At 60.3% G+C, this 14,679-nt stretch carries 15 protein-coding genes; 3 read left to right on the plus strand and 12 right to left on the minus strand.

Features of this window, described 5'->3' with window-relative positions:
- Positions 1-4: 4 nt before the first annotated feature.
- Genes C4S63_RS01740 through dapA form a run of 3 tightly spaced genes read right to left on the minus strand, consistent with a single transcriptional unit; the run spans position 5 to position 2,279 of the window.
- Complete coding sequence (locus C4S63_RS01740) at positions 5-778, minus strand: MBL fold metallo-hydrolase (RefSeq protein WP_062816951.1); 774 nt, start codon at positions 776-778, stop codon at positions 5-7.
- A gap of 5 nt (positions 779-783) precedes the next feature.
- Positions 784-1,398: an outer membrane protein assembly factor BamC gene (gene bamC / locus C4S63_RS01745; RefSeq protein WP_062816950.1), complete on the minus strand. Its 615-nt coding sequence runs from the start codon at positions 1,396-1,398 to the stop codon at positions 784-786.
- Positions 1,395-2,279, minus strand: a complete 885-nt coding sequence (gene dapA / locus C4S63_RS01750) for a 4-hydroxy-tetrahydrodipicolinate synthase (protein WP_062816949.1) — start codon at positions 2,277-2,279, stop codon at positions 1,395-1,397. The genes bamC and dapA overlap by 4 nt, the downstream gene beginning before the upstream one ends.
- 387 nt (positions 2,280-2,666) lie before the next feature.
- Here dapA and C4S63_RS01755 point away from each other — a divergent pair, with 387 nt between their 5' ends.
- Positions 2,667-3,194, plus strand: coding sequence for a glycine cleavage system protein R (locus C4S63_RS01755; RefSeq protein WP_103916509.1), 528 nt, complete (start codon positions 2,667-2,669; stop codon positions 3,192-3,194).
- A 54-nt stretch (positions 3,195-3,248) separates the two neighbouring features.
- Positions 3,249-3,725 carry a thioredoxin-dependent thiol peroxidase gene (bcp, locus tag C4S63_RS01760; protein ID WP_062816947.1) on the plus strand — a complete coding sequence of 159 codons (477 nt, stop codon included), beginning with the start codon at positions 3,249-3,251 and terminating at the stop codon, positions 3,723-3,725.
- Positions 3,726-3,770: 45 nt separating this feature from the next.
- Here bcp and C4S63_RS01765 read toward each other — a convergent pair whose 3' ends face one another.
- The gene (locus C4S63_RS01765; protein WP_062816946.1) at positions 3,771-4,862 is read right to left on the minus strand and encodes an AI-2E family transporter; all 1,092 of its coding nucleotides are present in this window, start codon (positions 4,860-4,862) and stop codon (positions 3,771-3,773) included.
- Positions 4,862-5,110: a sulfurtransferase TusA family protein gene (locus C4S63_RS01770; RefSeq protein WP_062816945.1), complete on the minus strand. Its 249-nt coding sequence runs from the start codon at positions 5,108-5,110 to the stop codon at positions 4,862-4,864. The genes C4S63_RS01765 and C4S63_RS01770 overlap by 1 nt, the downstream gene beginning before the upstream one ends.
- Positions 5,111-5,217: 107 nt before the next feature.
- On the opposite strand from C4S63_RS01770, the gene C4S63_RS01775 reads away from it, so the two are divergent.
- Positions 5,218-6,648: a M48 family metalloprotease gene (locus C4S63_RS01775; protein WP_063525859.1), complete on the plus strand. Its 1,431-nt coding sequence runs from the start codon at positions 5,218-5,220 to the stop codon at positions 6,646-6,648.
- 171 nt (positions 6,649-6,819) lie between these two features.
- On the opposite strand, the gene nadA is transcribed toward C4S63_RS01775, so the two are convergent.
- From nadA to C4S63_RS01810, 7 genes are all read right to left on the minus strand, one after another.
- Positions 6,820-7,869 (minus strand): quinolinate synthase NadA, encoded by a 1,050-nt coding sequence (gene nadA, locus C4S63_RS01780; RefSeq protein ID WP_062816943.1) that lies wholly within the window; start codon positions 7,867-7,869, stop codon positions 6,820-6,822.
- Between the two features lie 148 nt (positions 7,870-8,017).
- Positions 8,018-9,280, minus strand: coding sequence for a cyclopropane-fatty-acyl-phospholipid synthase family protein (locus C4S63_RS01785; protein WP_103916510.1), 1,263 nt, complete (start codon positions 9,278-9,280; stop codon positions 8,018-8,020).
- A gap of 4 nt (positions 9,281-9,284) precedes the next feature.
- Entirely contained in the window at positions 9,285-10,052 is a 768-nt protein-coding gene (locus tag C4S63_RS01790; RefSeq protein WP_062816941.1) for a DUF1365 domain-containing protein, read from the minus strand.
- Positions 10,049-11,302 (minus strand): NAD(P)/FAD-dependent oxidoreductase, encoded by a 1,254-nt coding sequence (locus tag C4S63_RS01795; protein WP_103916511.1) that lies wholly within the window; start codon positions 11,300-11,302, stop codon positions 10,049-10,051. Before C4S63_RS01795 ends, C4S63_RS01790 begins: the two co-directional genes overlap by 4 nt.
- Positions 11,299-12,765 carry a deoxyribodipyrimidine photo-lyase gene (locus tag C4S63_RS01800; RefSeq protein WP_103916512.1) on the minus strand — a complete coding sequence of 489 codons (1,467 nt, stop codon included), beginning with the start codon at positions 12,763-12,765 and terminating at the stop codon, positions 11,299-11,301. The genes C4S63_RS01795 and C4S63_RS01800 overlap by 4 nt, the downstream gene beginning before the upstream one ends.
- Positions 12,762-13,643 carry a MerR family transcriptional regulator gene (locus C4S63_RS01805; protein WP_103916513.1) on the minus strand — a complete coding sequence of 294 codons (882 nt, stop codon included), beginning with the start codon at positions 13,641-13,643 and terminating at the stop codon, positions 12,762-12,764. Before C4S63_RS01805 ends, C4S63_RS01800 begins: the two co-directional genes overlap by 4 nt.
- On the minus strand, positions 13,640-14,593 hold the full coding sequence (locus C4S63_RS01810) for a DUF523 and DUF1722 domain-containing protein (RefSeq protein ID WP_062816937.1): 954 nt from the start codon (positions 14,591-14,593) through the stop codon (positions 13,640-13,642). Before C4S63_RS01810 ends, C4S63_RS01805 begins: the two co-directional genes overlap by 4 nt.
- Positions 14,594-14,679: the final 86 nt, after the last annotated feature.

Below are 14,679 nucleotides of genomic sequence, written 5' to 3' on the forward strand. Positions count from 1 at the left end.
AGTATTAATGTACTTGCAGCCAGCCAAACCCTTCCGTCTGGCTGGCAACGCCAATTCGTTCGCGTCCCTGGGTTACCACTTGTTCAATGGCATCCAATGCATGCCGGGACGTGTTGTTCTGCTCGCTCAGATGCGACAGCACCAGATGCTGCAGGCGATCCACATTGGCCTGACGGAGCAAGGCCGCCGCCTGATCATTGCTCAGATGCCCCAACATACCACCCACACGACGTTTCAACGACGGCGGATAAGGGCCGTTAACCAGCATCTGCGCATCATGGTTGCATTCCAGTACCAGCGCATCGCAATCCTGGTAGGCCTCCACCACATGGGGAGTGATTGCCCCCAGATCCGTGAGCACACCCAACGTTCGGCCCTGCCAGCTAAAGCGGTACTGGCAAGGTTCACGCGCATCATGGGGTACCAATACCGGCAGAACCTGCATGGCGCCAATGGTAAAGGGGCGCCCCGGTCGCACTTCCTGCCAGTTGGCGCCGCTCAGACTGGTGCGCTTGCCCTGTACCGCACTGGCGGTACCGAAGGAGCTGTAGACCGGGCAACCGGTCTTGCGGGCCAGCGCCCCGGCACTGCGAATATGATCACCGTGCTCGTGGGTTACCAGAATCGCGCTGAGCTGATCTGCGGCCAGACCCAGCCGGGCCAGTCGCTGCTCGGTTTCCTTGACGGTAAACCCGCAGTCGATCAACACCAGGGTGTCGTCTGCTTCCACCAGGGTGGCGTTGCCCTTGCTGCCACTGCCCAGGGATGCCAACTTCATGATGCTTAATTCAGTTCGTCAAAAATGCGTTCGAGAATGGCCTGGCCGGGCGTCTTTTCCACCAGCGCAGTCCCCTCCTCATTCAACACTGCCACCTGGATGCCATTGGTGGTGTGGCTCAGCTTCAGCTGGGCACTCTTGGCTCCCAGGGTGTAGCGCTCGGGCACTCTCAGATAATAAATGCCCACTTCACGATCCCGGTCGCTGATCTTCAGGTCCGTCTTGCCCAGGGCCTCGCCCACATATTCCCAGGCCCAGGCAAAGCGGGTGGACATCATGATGATCGGGTAACCGTTCCCGTCACGGGCCAGAATCGCCTTGGATGAGGCATCCTTGGGCGCCGGCTGCTGTGCCTCGTCGTCATCGGCGCTTCCCAGCACCACCAGCTGGGGCGGTCTGGGAACCGCAAAGCGTTTCTCGTCCTCACCACGGCCCACCAGTCGTTCTTCCTGGCGTGGCACCGAATAAAGCGGTTGCTCGCCGATGAATACGCCATCTTCCGGAACCTCCATGGGCTCCAGCACCTGCGCATCACGATAATTCAGGCTGCTATCCGGCAACCAGCTACAACCGGATGTGGCGGATACCAACAGTGCGAGCGTTAACGCCGCTTTCTTCATTTAACCTCCAGCAGGCCGCATTGACGCATGGTCTCGCGCAATCGCGGCTGGGCCGCTTCTGACAGCGGTACCAACGGCAAGCGGATACCAAGGTCAATCAGGCCCATTTCATACAGTGCCCATTTCACCGGAATCGGATTGGCTTCAATAAACAGATCACGGTGCAGGGGTTCAAGTTCCGCATTCAGTGCCCGGGCCTGATCCGCATCGCCAGCCAGGGCCGCTTCGCACATGGCAGCCATCTTGGCCGGCGCCACGTTGGCGGTTACCGAGATGTCACCGTGCCCGCCGGCCAGGATGAAATCCATGGCCGTTGCATCGTCCCCGGAATAGAGCATGAAATCATCGCCGCAGCGCTCGCGGATTTCCCGGGCGCGCTCCAGGTTCCCCGTGGCTTCCTTGATGCCGATGATATTGGGCACCTTGCTGAGTCGCTCAACGGTTTCCGGCAACAGATCACAGGCGGTCCGGCCAGGCACATTGTAGAGAATCTGCGGGATATCCACCGCCCGGGCTACCGCCAGATAATGCTGGTAGAGGCCTTCCTGGGGCGGCTTGTTGTAATACGGGGTCACCAGCAGACAGGCATCGGCACCGTCGCGCTTGGCATCACGGGTCAGGCGGATGGCTTCGTCGGTGTTGTTGGCGCCGGTACCGGCAATCACCGGTATGCGGCCCTTGGCCACGGCCACCACTTCACGGATCACACTATCGTGCTCTTCAAAGCCCAGAGTGGCGGATTCGCCCGTGGTGCCCACCGCCACGATGGCGTGGGTGCCCTGCTCCACATGCCAGTCCACCAGGGCGCGCAAGCGCTCCCAGTCCACTGCTCCGTCTGCGCGCATGGGGGTTACCAGCGCTACAATGCTGCCACGGATCATGCCTGTCTCCTGTTTTGCGCCAATCGGGCGCAATCGCGATTATTCCGGTGCACCGGACCCTGTCGTCGAAGGGCGCTATGGTAAACCTCGAAAACGCCGGACGCCAGATGCCTGACGCCCGGCAAGCCCTTTGTCGAAACCGAGCCAGCGAGATCAAACGGTCGCTCCACCGCAAACAGGCCGAAGCGAGTCAAGCGGTGCAAGTTTCGAAAAGACAAACCCGGTGTTGCCTTCCGAACCTCGTCACTCACTCCCCGCCATGGTTTTGCTTCGGGGCCCCAGCGCCTAGGATAAGCCTTCAGCCCCCTGCACACCCCGCAGAAAACCTCTAAACTCTCACCACATCACTCTCAAAATACCAACAAGACAATGCCTGCGGAGCGCATCATGGAACAACTCATCGTTATCTCGGCCCTGGGTTCAGACCGCCCGGGTATTGTGGAGTCGCTGTCCCGGGCGGTGCTGGAGCACAACGGCAATATCCTCGACTCTCGCATGACGGTGCTGGGCGGTGAGTTTGCCGTGCTGATGCTGGTGTCCGGCAGCGACGCGACCCTGGACCAGCTGGAAACAGACCGGGACAAGCTGGCTGGCGAACTGGACCTGCTGCTCACCCTCAAGCGTACCCGCCCCCGCGACCTGCAGGCCCGCGCCCTGCCCTACGAGGTAGAGGTGGTCGCCATGGATAACCCGGGCATCGTCCACGAAATTGCCAATTTCTTTTCCCGCCGCAGCATCAATATCGATGATCTGCATACCGGCACCTACGCGGCGCCTCACACCGGCACCCGCATGTTCAGCCTTCACCTGGTGCTGAGCATGAACGCGGAACAATCGGTGGCCGAATTGCGCGACGCCTTCCTGGACTTCTGTGAGGCGCGCAACCTGGACGCCACCATGACGCCGAAACGCTGAACGGCTCGCTCAGACGGCTATACCATCAACCTCAGAAAGAGAAACGGACCCGATATGGCACATCCCAAGATTGGTAATCTGGCACCCAACTTCAAACTGCCCGATCAGGACGGCAACCCGGTTGAGTTGAAATCCTTCAAAGGCAAGAACCCGGTGGTCATTTTCTTTTACCCCAAGGCACTCACCCCGGGCTGCACCACCCAGGCCTGCGGTATCCGCGACACCAAAGCCGAGCTGGAAAAACGTGGCGTGGTGGTGTTTGGCATCAGTCCGGATCCGGTGGCACGGCTGCCCAAGTTCATCGACAAACATGATCTGAACTTCCCCCTGCTCTCCGACGAAGATCATGCCGTTGCCGAGAAGTACGGTTGCTGGGGCATGAAAAAATTCATGGGCAAGGAATTCATGGGGCTGATCCGCACCACCTTTATTGTCGGCAAGGACGGCAAGCTGGTGAAAGTGATGGACAAGTTCAAAACCAAGAGCCACCACGAGGATCTGCTGGCAGAACTGGACGCACTGGGAATCTAGCCGCTTCACGGCAAGGGGCGCCGCCGCGCCCCTCGCGTAACGCCGCTATGTATCGGCCTGCACCGTCGGCCCAGAGTCCGGGTAGTCCCCCTGGCTGGGCCAGGCATTGATCACCGCCTTGATCAAGGTGGCCAGGGGAATAGCGAAGAATACCCCCCATAATCCCCACATGCCCCCGAACAGCAGGATCGCGGTAATAATCGCTACCGGGTGCAGATTCACCGCTTCCGAAAACAGCAACGGCACCAGAATATTGCCATCCACAAACTGGATCACACCGTAAATCACCATCACCAGAGCAAAATCTCCGCTCCAGCCAAACTGCACATAGGCCGCCGCCGCCACGGGCAGTGTCACCACGGTGGCACCGATATAGGGCACCACCACCGACAGCCCCACCAGCACCGCCAGCAGCACGGTGTAATGCATGCCCAGCAACAGGAACGCGATGAAGGTGACGCTGCCGACCAGGAGGATCTCGATGGCCTTGCCACGCACGTAATTGGCGATCTGGTCATCCATCTCATGCCAGACGTGATCGAGAATCCGTCGGCGACGGGGTAAAAAGCGCATCATCCAGGCAATAATGGCTTCCCTGTCCTTGAGGAAGAAAAATACCAGCAGTGGCAGCAGTACCAGGAAAACCATGATCTCCACCAGATTGGGAATCGACGACAGCGACAGCGTCAGCACCCCCTGCCCGGCTTCCGCCACCTGCCGCTGTATTACAGCCACAATGGAATTGACCTGTTCCATGGAAATCACTTCCGGATAATGCTCCGGCAACTGTCGCAGCCAGGTTTCCCCATTCTTGAGCAGATGGGGCAACTGATCCTGTACCAACAGCAAGGTCTGGCGCCAGACCATGGGCAGCAACACCACCAGGGTGACAACCAACAAACCGAGGAACAGGGTGAACACCAGGTTTACCGCCAGCAGACGCCGCATGCCCCGGCGCTCCAGCCCGGCCACCAGCCCCTGCATCAGGTAGGCAATCACGATCGCTGCCAGCACCGGTGCCAGCATGCCGCCGAAAAAAAGAATCACCAGCCCGGCGGCGAGCAGCACCACCAGCAGATACACTGCCTCCTCGTCGGAGAAGTATCTTTCGGACCAGTTCTTGAGAATACGTAACATCAGCTCTCCTGTTCGCCGCGGCGAATGACAAAGGCATAGTGGCCTTTATTTTCGCCCATGCGAACCAGCTCGTGGCAGGATTGTCTCAGATAAGCAGGAATGTCATCGGCAGAAGCGACGTCGGTGGCAATGACCTCAAGCAACTGACCCGGCTTGAGATGTCGCAATGCCTGCCGGGTCTTCAGCAACGGCATGGGGCATTGCAGGCTGGAGGCATCAATCTGCAGATCGATTGGCTGGTCGCTCATACAGGCGCTTCATTCGTCTCTGGTCTACCGGCATTATAGTCACAACCCGGCTATGGAATAAGGGTCGATCTGTGTCGGTCGGCACAAATAATCACGGGAGTCCCGACTTGAAGTTTTTGCTACGCACTCTTTTATTATGGAGTTGTTGCATCCCGGCAGCCATCAGTGCCAATGACGACTTGCCGGTGCTCGGTGATCCTACCGCCGCACTGATGTCTGCCGACCAGGAATACCGGTTGGGCCGGGGCTGGCTACGCAGCCTGCGCGGCCAGACTTCCATCATGTCCGACCCACTGGTACAGGAGTATGTGGAAAGCCTGGTCTACCGGCTCGCCTCCTACAGCGACCTGAAAGAGCCCAACCTGGACATCGTGGTTATCAACAGCCGCCAGATTAATGCCTTTGCGGTGCCCGGTGGGGTGATCGGCCTGAACGCCGGGCTGTTCCTCAACGCCCGTGACGAGGACGAAGTGGGTGGCGTGGTCGCGCACGAAATCGCCCACGTCAGCCAGCGGCATTTTGCCCGCCGCTACCTGGATTCCCGGAAAATGAACACCGCTGTGCTTGCCGCCATGCTGGCCAGCCTGGCAGTGGCCATCGCCGGCGATGGCGAAGCCGGCATGGCCGGTATTGCTGCCACCCAGGCCGGTGCCATCCAGGCACAGCTGGCTTATTCCCGGCAGAACGAGCGCGAAGCAGACCGGGTAGGTATGCAGACCCTGGCCGCCGCCGGGATGGATCCCAATGCCATGCCCAGGTTCTTCGAGCGCATGCACAACAATCAGCGCTTTGCCGGTGATCCCCCGGAGTTTCTGCTCACTCACCCGGTTACCGAGAGCCGCATTGCGGATAGCCGCGCCCGGGCGCGCTCCCTGCCTACACCGCGCATGAATACGTCCCTGCACTTTCTGCTGGTGCAGGCCCGGCTCCAGGCCGCGTTTATCCAGAGCGACAACCACGCCATCGACCACTTTCTGCGATACAGCAACGAACGCAATGCGCTGGGCTTGCAGGCCGCCCGCTACGGACTGGCCCTGAGTTATCTGCGCGCCGACCGCTATGAGCAGGCCAGAACCATCATGCAATCACTGGCCGAGGAACATCCGGACCAGCTGTGGTTCCGGCTGGGATTGGTGGAGGTAGCCTTGGACGAAGGGGATTACACGCGCGCCATCAACCAGGCCGAACGCGTTCTGGATCTGGCACCGGACAATTACCCCGCGTCCATCCTGATGAGCAAGGCACTATTGAGAAGCGAACAACCCGCCCGGGCCTTGCCGGTCCTCAAACCCTTGCTCAGCGAGCGTCCCAACAACCCCTATCTCTGGGAGCTGGCCGCCGACGCCTATGGGAACAGCGGCGACAAGGTTCGTGCCCTGCATGCCCGGGCGGAGAGCCAGTTTCTGCGTGGCAGGGACCAGCAGGCCATGCAGCAGATGGAATATGCCCTGCGTGATGCCGAAAATGATTTTGCTCTATACAGCAAACTCAATGGCCGGCTGCAAACCATGAAGGCGTTATCGGAAGAGAAATTCTAGAAGGACTGGCAACGTGTCTGAAAAGTGGCGAGGCAGGTCACGGGGTGGCGGCTTCGGTGGAACGTTAGCGAGTGGCGAGGTACGAGTTGCGAAAGGCGACACCGGTTTTGCCTTTCGTTCCTCGCAACTCGCTTCTCGTGACTGACAATCTTCTCGTCAGGCTTCTGCGTTCTACCCTTTCAAGGACTTGCCAAAGTCCAGCATGCGATTGAGCGGCACCATGGCTTTTTCCGCCAGCGCCGGATCAACGAAAATTTCCTGGCCCATGCCATTATCGTCTTCCAGCACCGCCAGCATGTTCTGCAGGCCATTCATGGCCATCCACGGGCAATGGGCACAGCTGCGGCAGGTGGCGCCGGAGCCTGCCGTCGGCGCTTCCAGGAAGGTTTTCCCCGGTGCCAGCTGCTGCATCTTGTAGAAGATGCCCTTGTCGGTGGCAACGATGAAGGTATCGTTATCCATCTCGCAGGCCGCCTTGATCAGCTGCGAGGTCGAGCCCACCACATCCGCCATCTCCACCACCGGGGCCGGGGATTCAGGGTGAACCAGAATGGCCGCGTCCGGGTAGGCCGCCTTGAGGTCCTGGAGCCCCTTGGCCTTGAATTCCTCGTGGACAATGCAGGCACCGTCCCAACACAGCACATCCGCACCAGCCTTGTCCCGCACATAGCTGCCCAGGTGCTTGTCCGGGGCCCAGAGAATTTTTTCGCCGTTGCGATCCAGGTGTTCGATCAGCTCCACCGCAATGGAGGACGTGACCACCCAATCGGCGCGGGCTTTCACTGCCGCCGAGGTGTTGGCATAGACCACCACGGTGCGATCCGGATGCTGGTCGCAGAAAGCGGCAAATTCGTCCTCCGGGCAACCGATATCCAGGGAGCAGGTTGCCTCCAGGGTGGGCATGAAAACCCGTTTTTCCGGGCTGAGGATCTTGGCGGTCTCGCCCATGAACTTGACCCCGGCCACAATCAGGGTAGAGGCCGGGTGTTCCTTGCCGAAGCGCGCCATTTCCAGGGAATCGGACACGCAGCCGCCGGTCTCTTCCGCCAGGGACTGAATTTCAGGATCGGTGTAATAGTGAGCCACCAGTACCGCGTCGCGCTGGCGTAACAATTCCTTAATGCGCTGACGATAGGATGCACGCTGCTCCTCGTTGAGCGAGTCTTCGTGCTCCACCTTGGCCAGGTGGGCCTGTACCAGTGCTTGTGCCTCTGCTGTCATTGGCTTCACCGCCCGGGGTTTCCCCCTGATATCAATAACTTAGCTAACAACCAGGAAATCAGGGCGGGCATAATACCACAACGCGGCTCCCGGGGAGGTGCCGCGTTAATGCCCTTAACCAATAAAATGCGCCCGGACGGGCGGCTTTTCAAGATGCCGGGCGATAGTCGGGGCCGGCTGCCACCAGGTGCACGGTGCTGATGGCTCGCTCCAGGAAAGCGCCCTCGCAGTAGCACAGGTAGTAATCCCACATGCGAATAAACCGCTCGTCGAAGCCCAGCTCTCGAACTTTGGGCAGGGATGCCTGAAACCGTTCGCGCCAATGGTGCAACGTCAGGGCATAATCGTGGCCGATGTCATGGAGTTCCGTGGCAACCATGCGGGTATGCTCGGCCAGGTGCTGGCACATCACCGAAACACTGGGCAGAAAGCCGCCGGGGAAAATATAGCGTTTGATGAAATCCACCTGCTTCAGGGCATGCTCATAGCGTTGGTCCGGAACGGTGATCGCCTGCAATACCATCTTGCCATCCGGCTTCAACCGCTCACCCAGCACCCGGAAATACCCCGGCAGGAATTCCGCGCCCACCGCTTCAATCATTTCCACGGAGACCACCCGATCATAGTGACCGGTGAGCTCCCGGTAATCTTCTTCCAGCACCGTCACCCTGTCTTGCAGGCCTTCGGCCTCCACGCATTCACGGGCATGGCGTGCCTGCTCCCGGGAAATCGTCGTGGTGGTGACCTGCACGCCGTGATGCTTGGCCGCATGAATGGCAAGGCCACCCCAGCCGGTGCCGATTTCCAGCAGGGTCATGCCCGGAGACAGTGACAGGTACTGACAGATTTTTTCCAGCTTGTGCTCGGAGGCCTCTTCCAGGGTGGCGTCCGGATGAGGAAACACTGCACTGGAATACATCATGCTGCGATCCAGGAACAGGCTGAAAAAGTCATTACCCAAATCGTAGTGGGCAGAAATATTGCGCCGGGATCCCTGCAGGGAATTACGGTTGTAGCGGTGCAACATTTTCAGGGCGGGCTTGGACAGCAACGCCATGCCGCCTTCCAGCGCTTTCATGGCATCCACGTTGGCGGCGAAGTAGCGAATCACGGCCACCAGATCCGGACTGCCCCAGCCTTTTTCCAGGTAAGCTTCCGCCGCCCCCAGCGCGCCGCCGCTCATCATCATGGAGTAGGTTCGCCAATCATGCAGGCGAATTATCGCGGCATCAGCGTGGCGGGCGTTGTCACCAAGGACCACCTGATTACCGTCAGGCTCATGGATACGAAGAGCGCCGTGGGGCAACGCATTGAGACGCGCCAGCACCAGCTTGCGGGCCACAGTTTGCGGCCAGCGAATAGTCACACTGTGCTCGAGTCGATTGGTTGTGGCTTTTTCGCCAGACAGCATGCGGTCAATCTCCGTACCGATTGTTACTGTTTTTGCCGGGGTGAGAATGAAATCTCGCCCCTTTGCGCCATAGCCGGAATGCCTGCCAGTAAATGGCACGCAACGTGGCTAACCCCTGAGCGCCAAAACGGAAAACCACCGTTGTCATGGTGCGACGATTGGCTTCCTGCAAATTCAGCTGCAACCCTGCCACGAAAACGATCTGGTCATCCTTTCTATCTTCCAAGACTAGGCGCAGGCCGGGTAAAGCCACGTGAAGATCCCAATGATAGTCCAGTGCCATGGGCAGAAAAGGCGATACATGGAACGCCTTGGGGTGGCTGACCTGCCAGCTTCCTTGAGCGTTTTTTTGCAGCTCCAGCGGGTAAAAATGACGCTCACGCCAGGGGGTGTTCTGGACTTCTGCCAGCATGCTGTCCGGCTGATCGCTGCCTTCAGCAAAATGCAGGTACAGCACCAGCGGATTGAACAATGTCCCCAGGGTGCGCCACTGGCCCAGCATCACCACCCTGCCCCCGGTCCATTGCAGGCCCAGCGCGGCCGCCTTTTCACGGACCTTGTTTTCCAGGTTATCCGGGCGGGAGTCCACAAAATCACTGTCCCGGAACACTACCGGGCGCCAACGACGCCCCCAGCCGGGATGCCTCGCCAGCATGGCGTCCACTTCCGCCAGGTCACACCAGACCAGCCATAGCGGGTAATGGAAACCGTGACGGAACGGCACCAGGCGCTGATGCCACACCTTGCCCCTTGCCACCGCCTGACTGATCACGGCACTGACTCCGGGGACAGCGCCCGTACCACATCCAGGGCCGACACCACGCCGTCTTCATGAAAGCCATTGCGGCACCAGGCACCGGCAAACCAGGTGCGCCTTTCACCATTGCCGGCCAACAGCGTCTCTCTGGCCGCCATCGTTTCCGGCGTAAAGAGAGGATGGGCAAAGTGATAGCGAGCGATGATCTTGTCCGGGTCAATCCTGTCCGTGGCGTTAAGGGTCACGCAAAAGGTTTCCGGCGCCTGGATGCCCTGCAGAATGTTCATGTCATAGGTCACCTGGACGCGATCCTGGTCATTATCGAACAACAGGGCATTCCAGCTCGACCAGACCCGCTGCCGCCGTGGCAGCAAACGGATGTCCGTGTGCAGCACCACCTCGTTATCCTGGTAGCCAAGCCGTGACAGACAATCCTTCTCGCGGCTGTCCGGGTCGGCCAGCAGGGCCAGGGACTGATCGCTGTGGCAGGCGAGAATGACCTGATCGAAGGTCTGCTGTTCGCCGTTCACCGTGAGAGTGACACCCTGGTCGTGGCGGCGCACTTCACTGACCGCGGCGCGGGTATGAAAACGGGCTGAACACTTGGCCACCAGGGGAGCCACATACTGGTTTGAGCCTCCGGGCACCACATACCACTGGGGCCGGTTGGTCAGTGACAGCAGACCATGATTCTGGAAAAAGCGGATGAAAAACTTGGCCGGGAACACTTCCATCTGCTCCAGAGAGCAGGACCAGATGGCACCTCCCATGGCGAGGATATAATCCCGGCAGAAACGCTCCCCGTAACCGTGCCGGCGCAGGTACTCTCCCAGGGGCATTTCCCCCGCCTCAGTGTTCAGCAAGCCGGGCGCATTGCGATTGAAACGCAGGATGTCACCGATAAAACGCCAATGTGACGGACTCAGCAGATTGCGCTTTTGGGCAAAGATGCCGCCCAGCCCATCTCCACAATATTCCAGGCCGTTGCGCTGGTCGCTCACGGCAAAGCCCATGGCGGTAGGCTGCCCCTGCAGACCCAACTCGTCCAGCAAGCGCAGATAATTGGGGTAGGTGCGGTCGTTGAAAACGATAAAGCCCACATCAATGGCGTAATCGCCGTGATCACGACGTACCGGTACGGTGCAGGTGTGGCCACCGAGATAGTCGTTGGCCTCAAAGACGTCCACCTGGTGATGCCGGGAGAGATACCAGGCGGCGGTCAGGCCACTGATACCTGCGCCGACAATGGCAATACGCTGACTCATGCCTGTTCCTTTTTGCTGACGGGGCTGTGATGACTGTGATCGTTATCGTACTGGGCCTTGGCGGCCTTGAAGGCCTCGGTGACCCGCTCGCGCACCCCGGCATGGGGCACCACCGGCGGGGGGTAATCCGGTGCCAGCAATGGCTGTTTCCAGGGTTCTTGGACGGTCTTGTTGTCCAGTTCGCGCAATGCGGGCACCCAGTGGGCAATAAACTGACCCTGGGCATCGAAACGCTGACTCTGGCGGACCGGATTGAACACCCGAAAGTACGGCACCGCATCGGTACCGGAGGAAGCACTCCACTGCCAGCCACCATTGTTGGCGGCAAAATCGCCGTCGATCAGGTGCTGCATAAAGAAACTCTCCCCCCACCGCCAATCCAGCCACAGGTGCTTGCTGAGAAACATGGCCGTGACCATGCGCAGACGGTTATGCATCCAGCCAGTGGCCACCAGTTGGCGCATGGCCGCATCCACCAGCGGGTAACCGGTGCGGCCTTCACACCAGGCCTGAAACCGCTCTCGATCCCGGGACCACTGGAGCAGCTCGGTTTCCGGCCGAAACGCGCCACCACGGCTGACCCGGGGGAAACGGGCCATGATCTGGCGATAGAAATCCCGCCAGGCCAGCTCGCCAATCCAGCAGGCGGCGCCATCCCGGGCACCCGCATCGGCCATGGCCCGGGTCGCCGCCCGGTAACAGCTGGCCGGAGACAAGGTGCCGGCAGAGAGGGCCGCGGACAAACCACTGGTGGCAGGTTCGGCGGGGAAATCCCGGAGTTTTCGGTAACCCGCCAGATGGTGCTCAACAAAGTGGTCCAGTTGTTTCAGCGCCGCCGACTCACCCGGCTGCCAATGACGGGTCAGGGAGTCGGCCACCGTCAGGGTCTTCAGGGCAGCGTCCACTGTGGTCCTGCCGACAAAATGCCCCTTGCCGTGGCTCTTCTCCGGCAACGGCGGCACCGGCTGGAAGTGGCTGTCGAGCCACACATCCCAGCGTTTCTTGTAGGCACTGAACACCGTATACGGCGTTCCCTTGCCGGTATTCAGAGTGCGCGGAGGCACCAGCACACTGTCGTCATAGCCGGTGATACCCACACCCTGCGGCTCCAGCGCCCGGGCCACGGCCCGGTCGCGGTTCAATTCGTTCAGCGGATACTCGCGGCTACAGAAAATGTGCTCGACGTCATTCTCGCTGGCAAAATCCGCCAGCATTGCTGGCACGGCAGCGAAGTCACCGGCATCCAGCACATGCAGATCCACCCCCCGCGCCGCCAGAGCATCGCCCAACTCCAACAAACTCTGCAGCACATACCAGCGCCGCAATGGCGCCACCTCGTGGGCATCCCACTGTTGCTCGCACAGACAATACACCGCTATTACCGGCCCACCCTGCGACAGCGCCTGCTGCAAGGCGCGGTGGGCATGAACACGCAGGTCGTTGCGATACCAAACCAGATTCATGGGTTGCCCCCGTTATCGTCTACCGTTGCCATACTGGCCTCGGGATTCATCGTCTCCAGGGCCAGCAATTGCTCCGCCACCGCCTGACGGTCCCCGGTCAGTCGGGTAACCGCTGCCGGCGGCGCCTCCACCACTCTGCCCCAACAGGCGGCAGGCCAGGGCAATGACGGCTGAGACCAGAGACGCTGGCGCTGACTGGCGCTGGGCCAGTGATCCATCACCCAGAGCACCCCGCAGGGCTGCCGGTCAGCCAGCAACGCGGCCAGGGCATCCATCTCCACGTCCCGCTGCAGGCACCAGAGGGGCCGTTGTAGCACCATGGCCAGCTCCAGGGCCGGCAAGACATCGCCCACTGGCATCAGCAGCCAGCCGAACTCCCGGCGTCTGGGGGACAGAGACAGTGCGCGGGCAGCCCATTTCTGCGTCAGCACCGCGTCCAGCAGCGCCAGGTGGGCAGAGAGGGAGGCACTGCCCGTCAGTTGCTCGCGCAAGGGGTCGGTGAGCTCACGGATGACCTGGCCGAGGCTGTAGTCCGCCAGCAAACGGTTGATCAGTTGCTCGAGTCGGCGCACGTTCATGGTTTCCAGGGCCTGCAGGGCATCCTGTCGGGCCTGCGCCCAGGGCTGACCATTGTCCACGGCCTGTTGCGGCTCCTGCTCCCCCGACAGCAGGGAGGCCACCTGGCTGATGGGCACCCCCTTTTCCACCCAGTGCACAATGCGCCGGATCTGCTCCACCTCAGCGCTCCGGTAACGGCGATGCCCTTTGGCGGTGCGTTCCGGTTTCAACAACCCATAGCGACGTTCCCAGGCACGCAGGGTGACCGGGTTCACGCCGCATTGTTCACTGGCTTGCTGAATGGTCAGCACATCGCTCATACCCGGTTCCTCAGTCCCAGGTCATCCGGGTAGGGAGACAGGTAGCCCTGCTTTTCCAGATAGGGTTGCGGCACCTTGCGCATGCCGCCACGCAGCAGGGTCATGGGCACGATCAAAGGCACTTCCTCGCGCAGATAGGCCTCGATCTGTTCATTGATCAGGGCGCGGTCGGTGTCACTGAGCCCCTCGCGCAGGAACCCTGCCAGGTGCTGCAGCGTATTCACGTGAGCCCCCCGGGATACCCGCTTTTTCATGGCCGCCATCAGGCCGTGGATATATTCCTCAGCAATCTCTTCCAGTGGCCGAGCTTTCAGGTCACTGAGCAACGGACCCAGCTGGCGATAGGTTTTCTGGCAGTGCGCCAGCAACTGGAATTTATGTCGGCTGTGGAAATCAATCAGCCGCTGGGCTGTCAGCCCCTGTTCACGCAGTTGGCACCAGTCATCGTAGAGAAACACCCGTTCGATGAAGTTTTCCCGCAGGGTGTCGTCATTGAGTCTGCCCTCTTCTTCCAGGGGCATGAGGGGATAGTGGCGTTGCAGGGCCGCAGCAAACAGTCCGCTGGCCTCACGGTGCTGGACATGGCCGTCATCGTTATAGACGCGGATACGCTCCATACCGCAACTGGGGGATTTGGCCATCAGGATATAGCCCCGCAGCGGTGCCAGAGAGGGCATGGCCCGGTCGATGAAATCCTGCATCAGCTCGGTATGGTCACGCAGGCCGTCGGTCGTGATTAACCGCAGCATCCCGTCTTGCTCGGTGAGGTGCATGGCCTTGCGAGGCGCGCTGAGCCCTGACCCCATTTCCGGGCAGAGGGAACGAAACTCGAAATAACGGGACAAAACGCCGGTGCAGTAGCGGGAATGTTTGTGCCCCTTGTCGTGGCGCACTTCCAGACCCAGCAAACAGGCGCTGATACCAACCGGGATTTTTGCAGAGCGGATCATGTGCCACCTCATACCTGTACAAAGAATCATATTTGTACAAGTTTAGGCCGGAGTACAGTCAACACGCCGTGAAGCCTGTGATGATC

This window comes from Alcanivorax sp. DSM 26293 (assembly GCF_900107995.1).
Taxonomy (GTDB): domain Bacteria; phylum Pseudomonadota; class Gammaproteobacteria; order Pseudomonadales; family Alcanivoracaceae; genus Alcanivorax.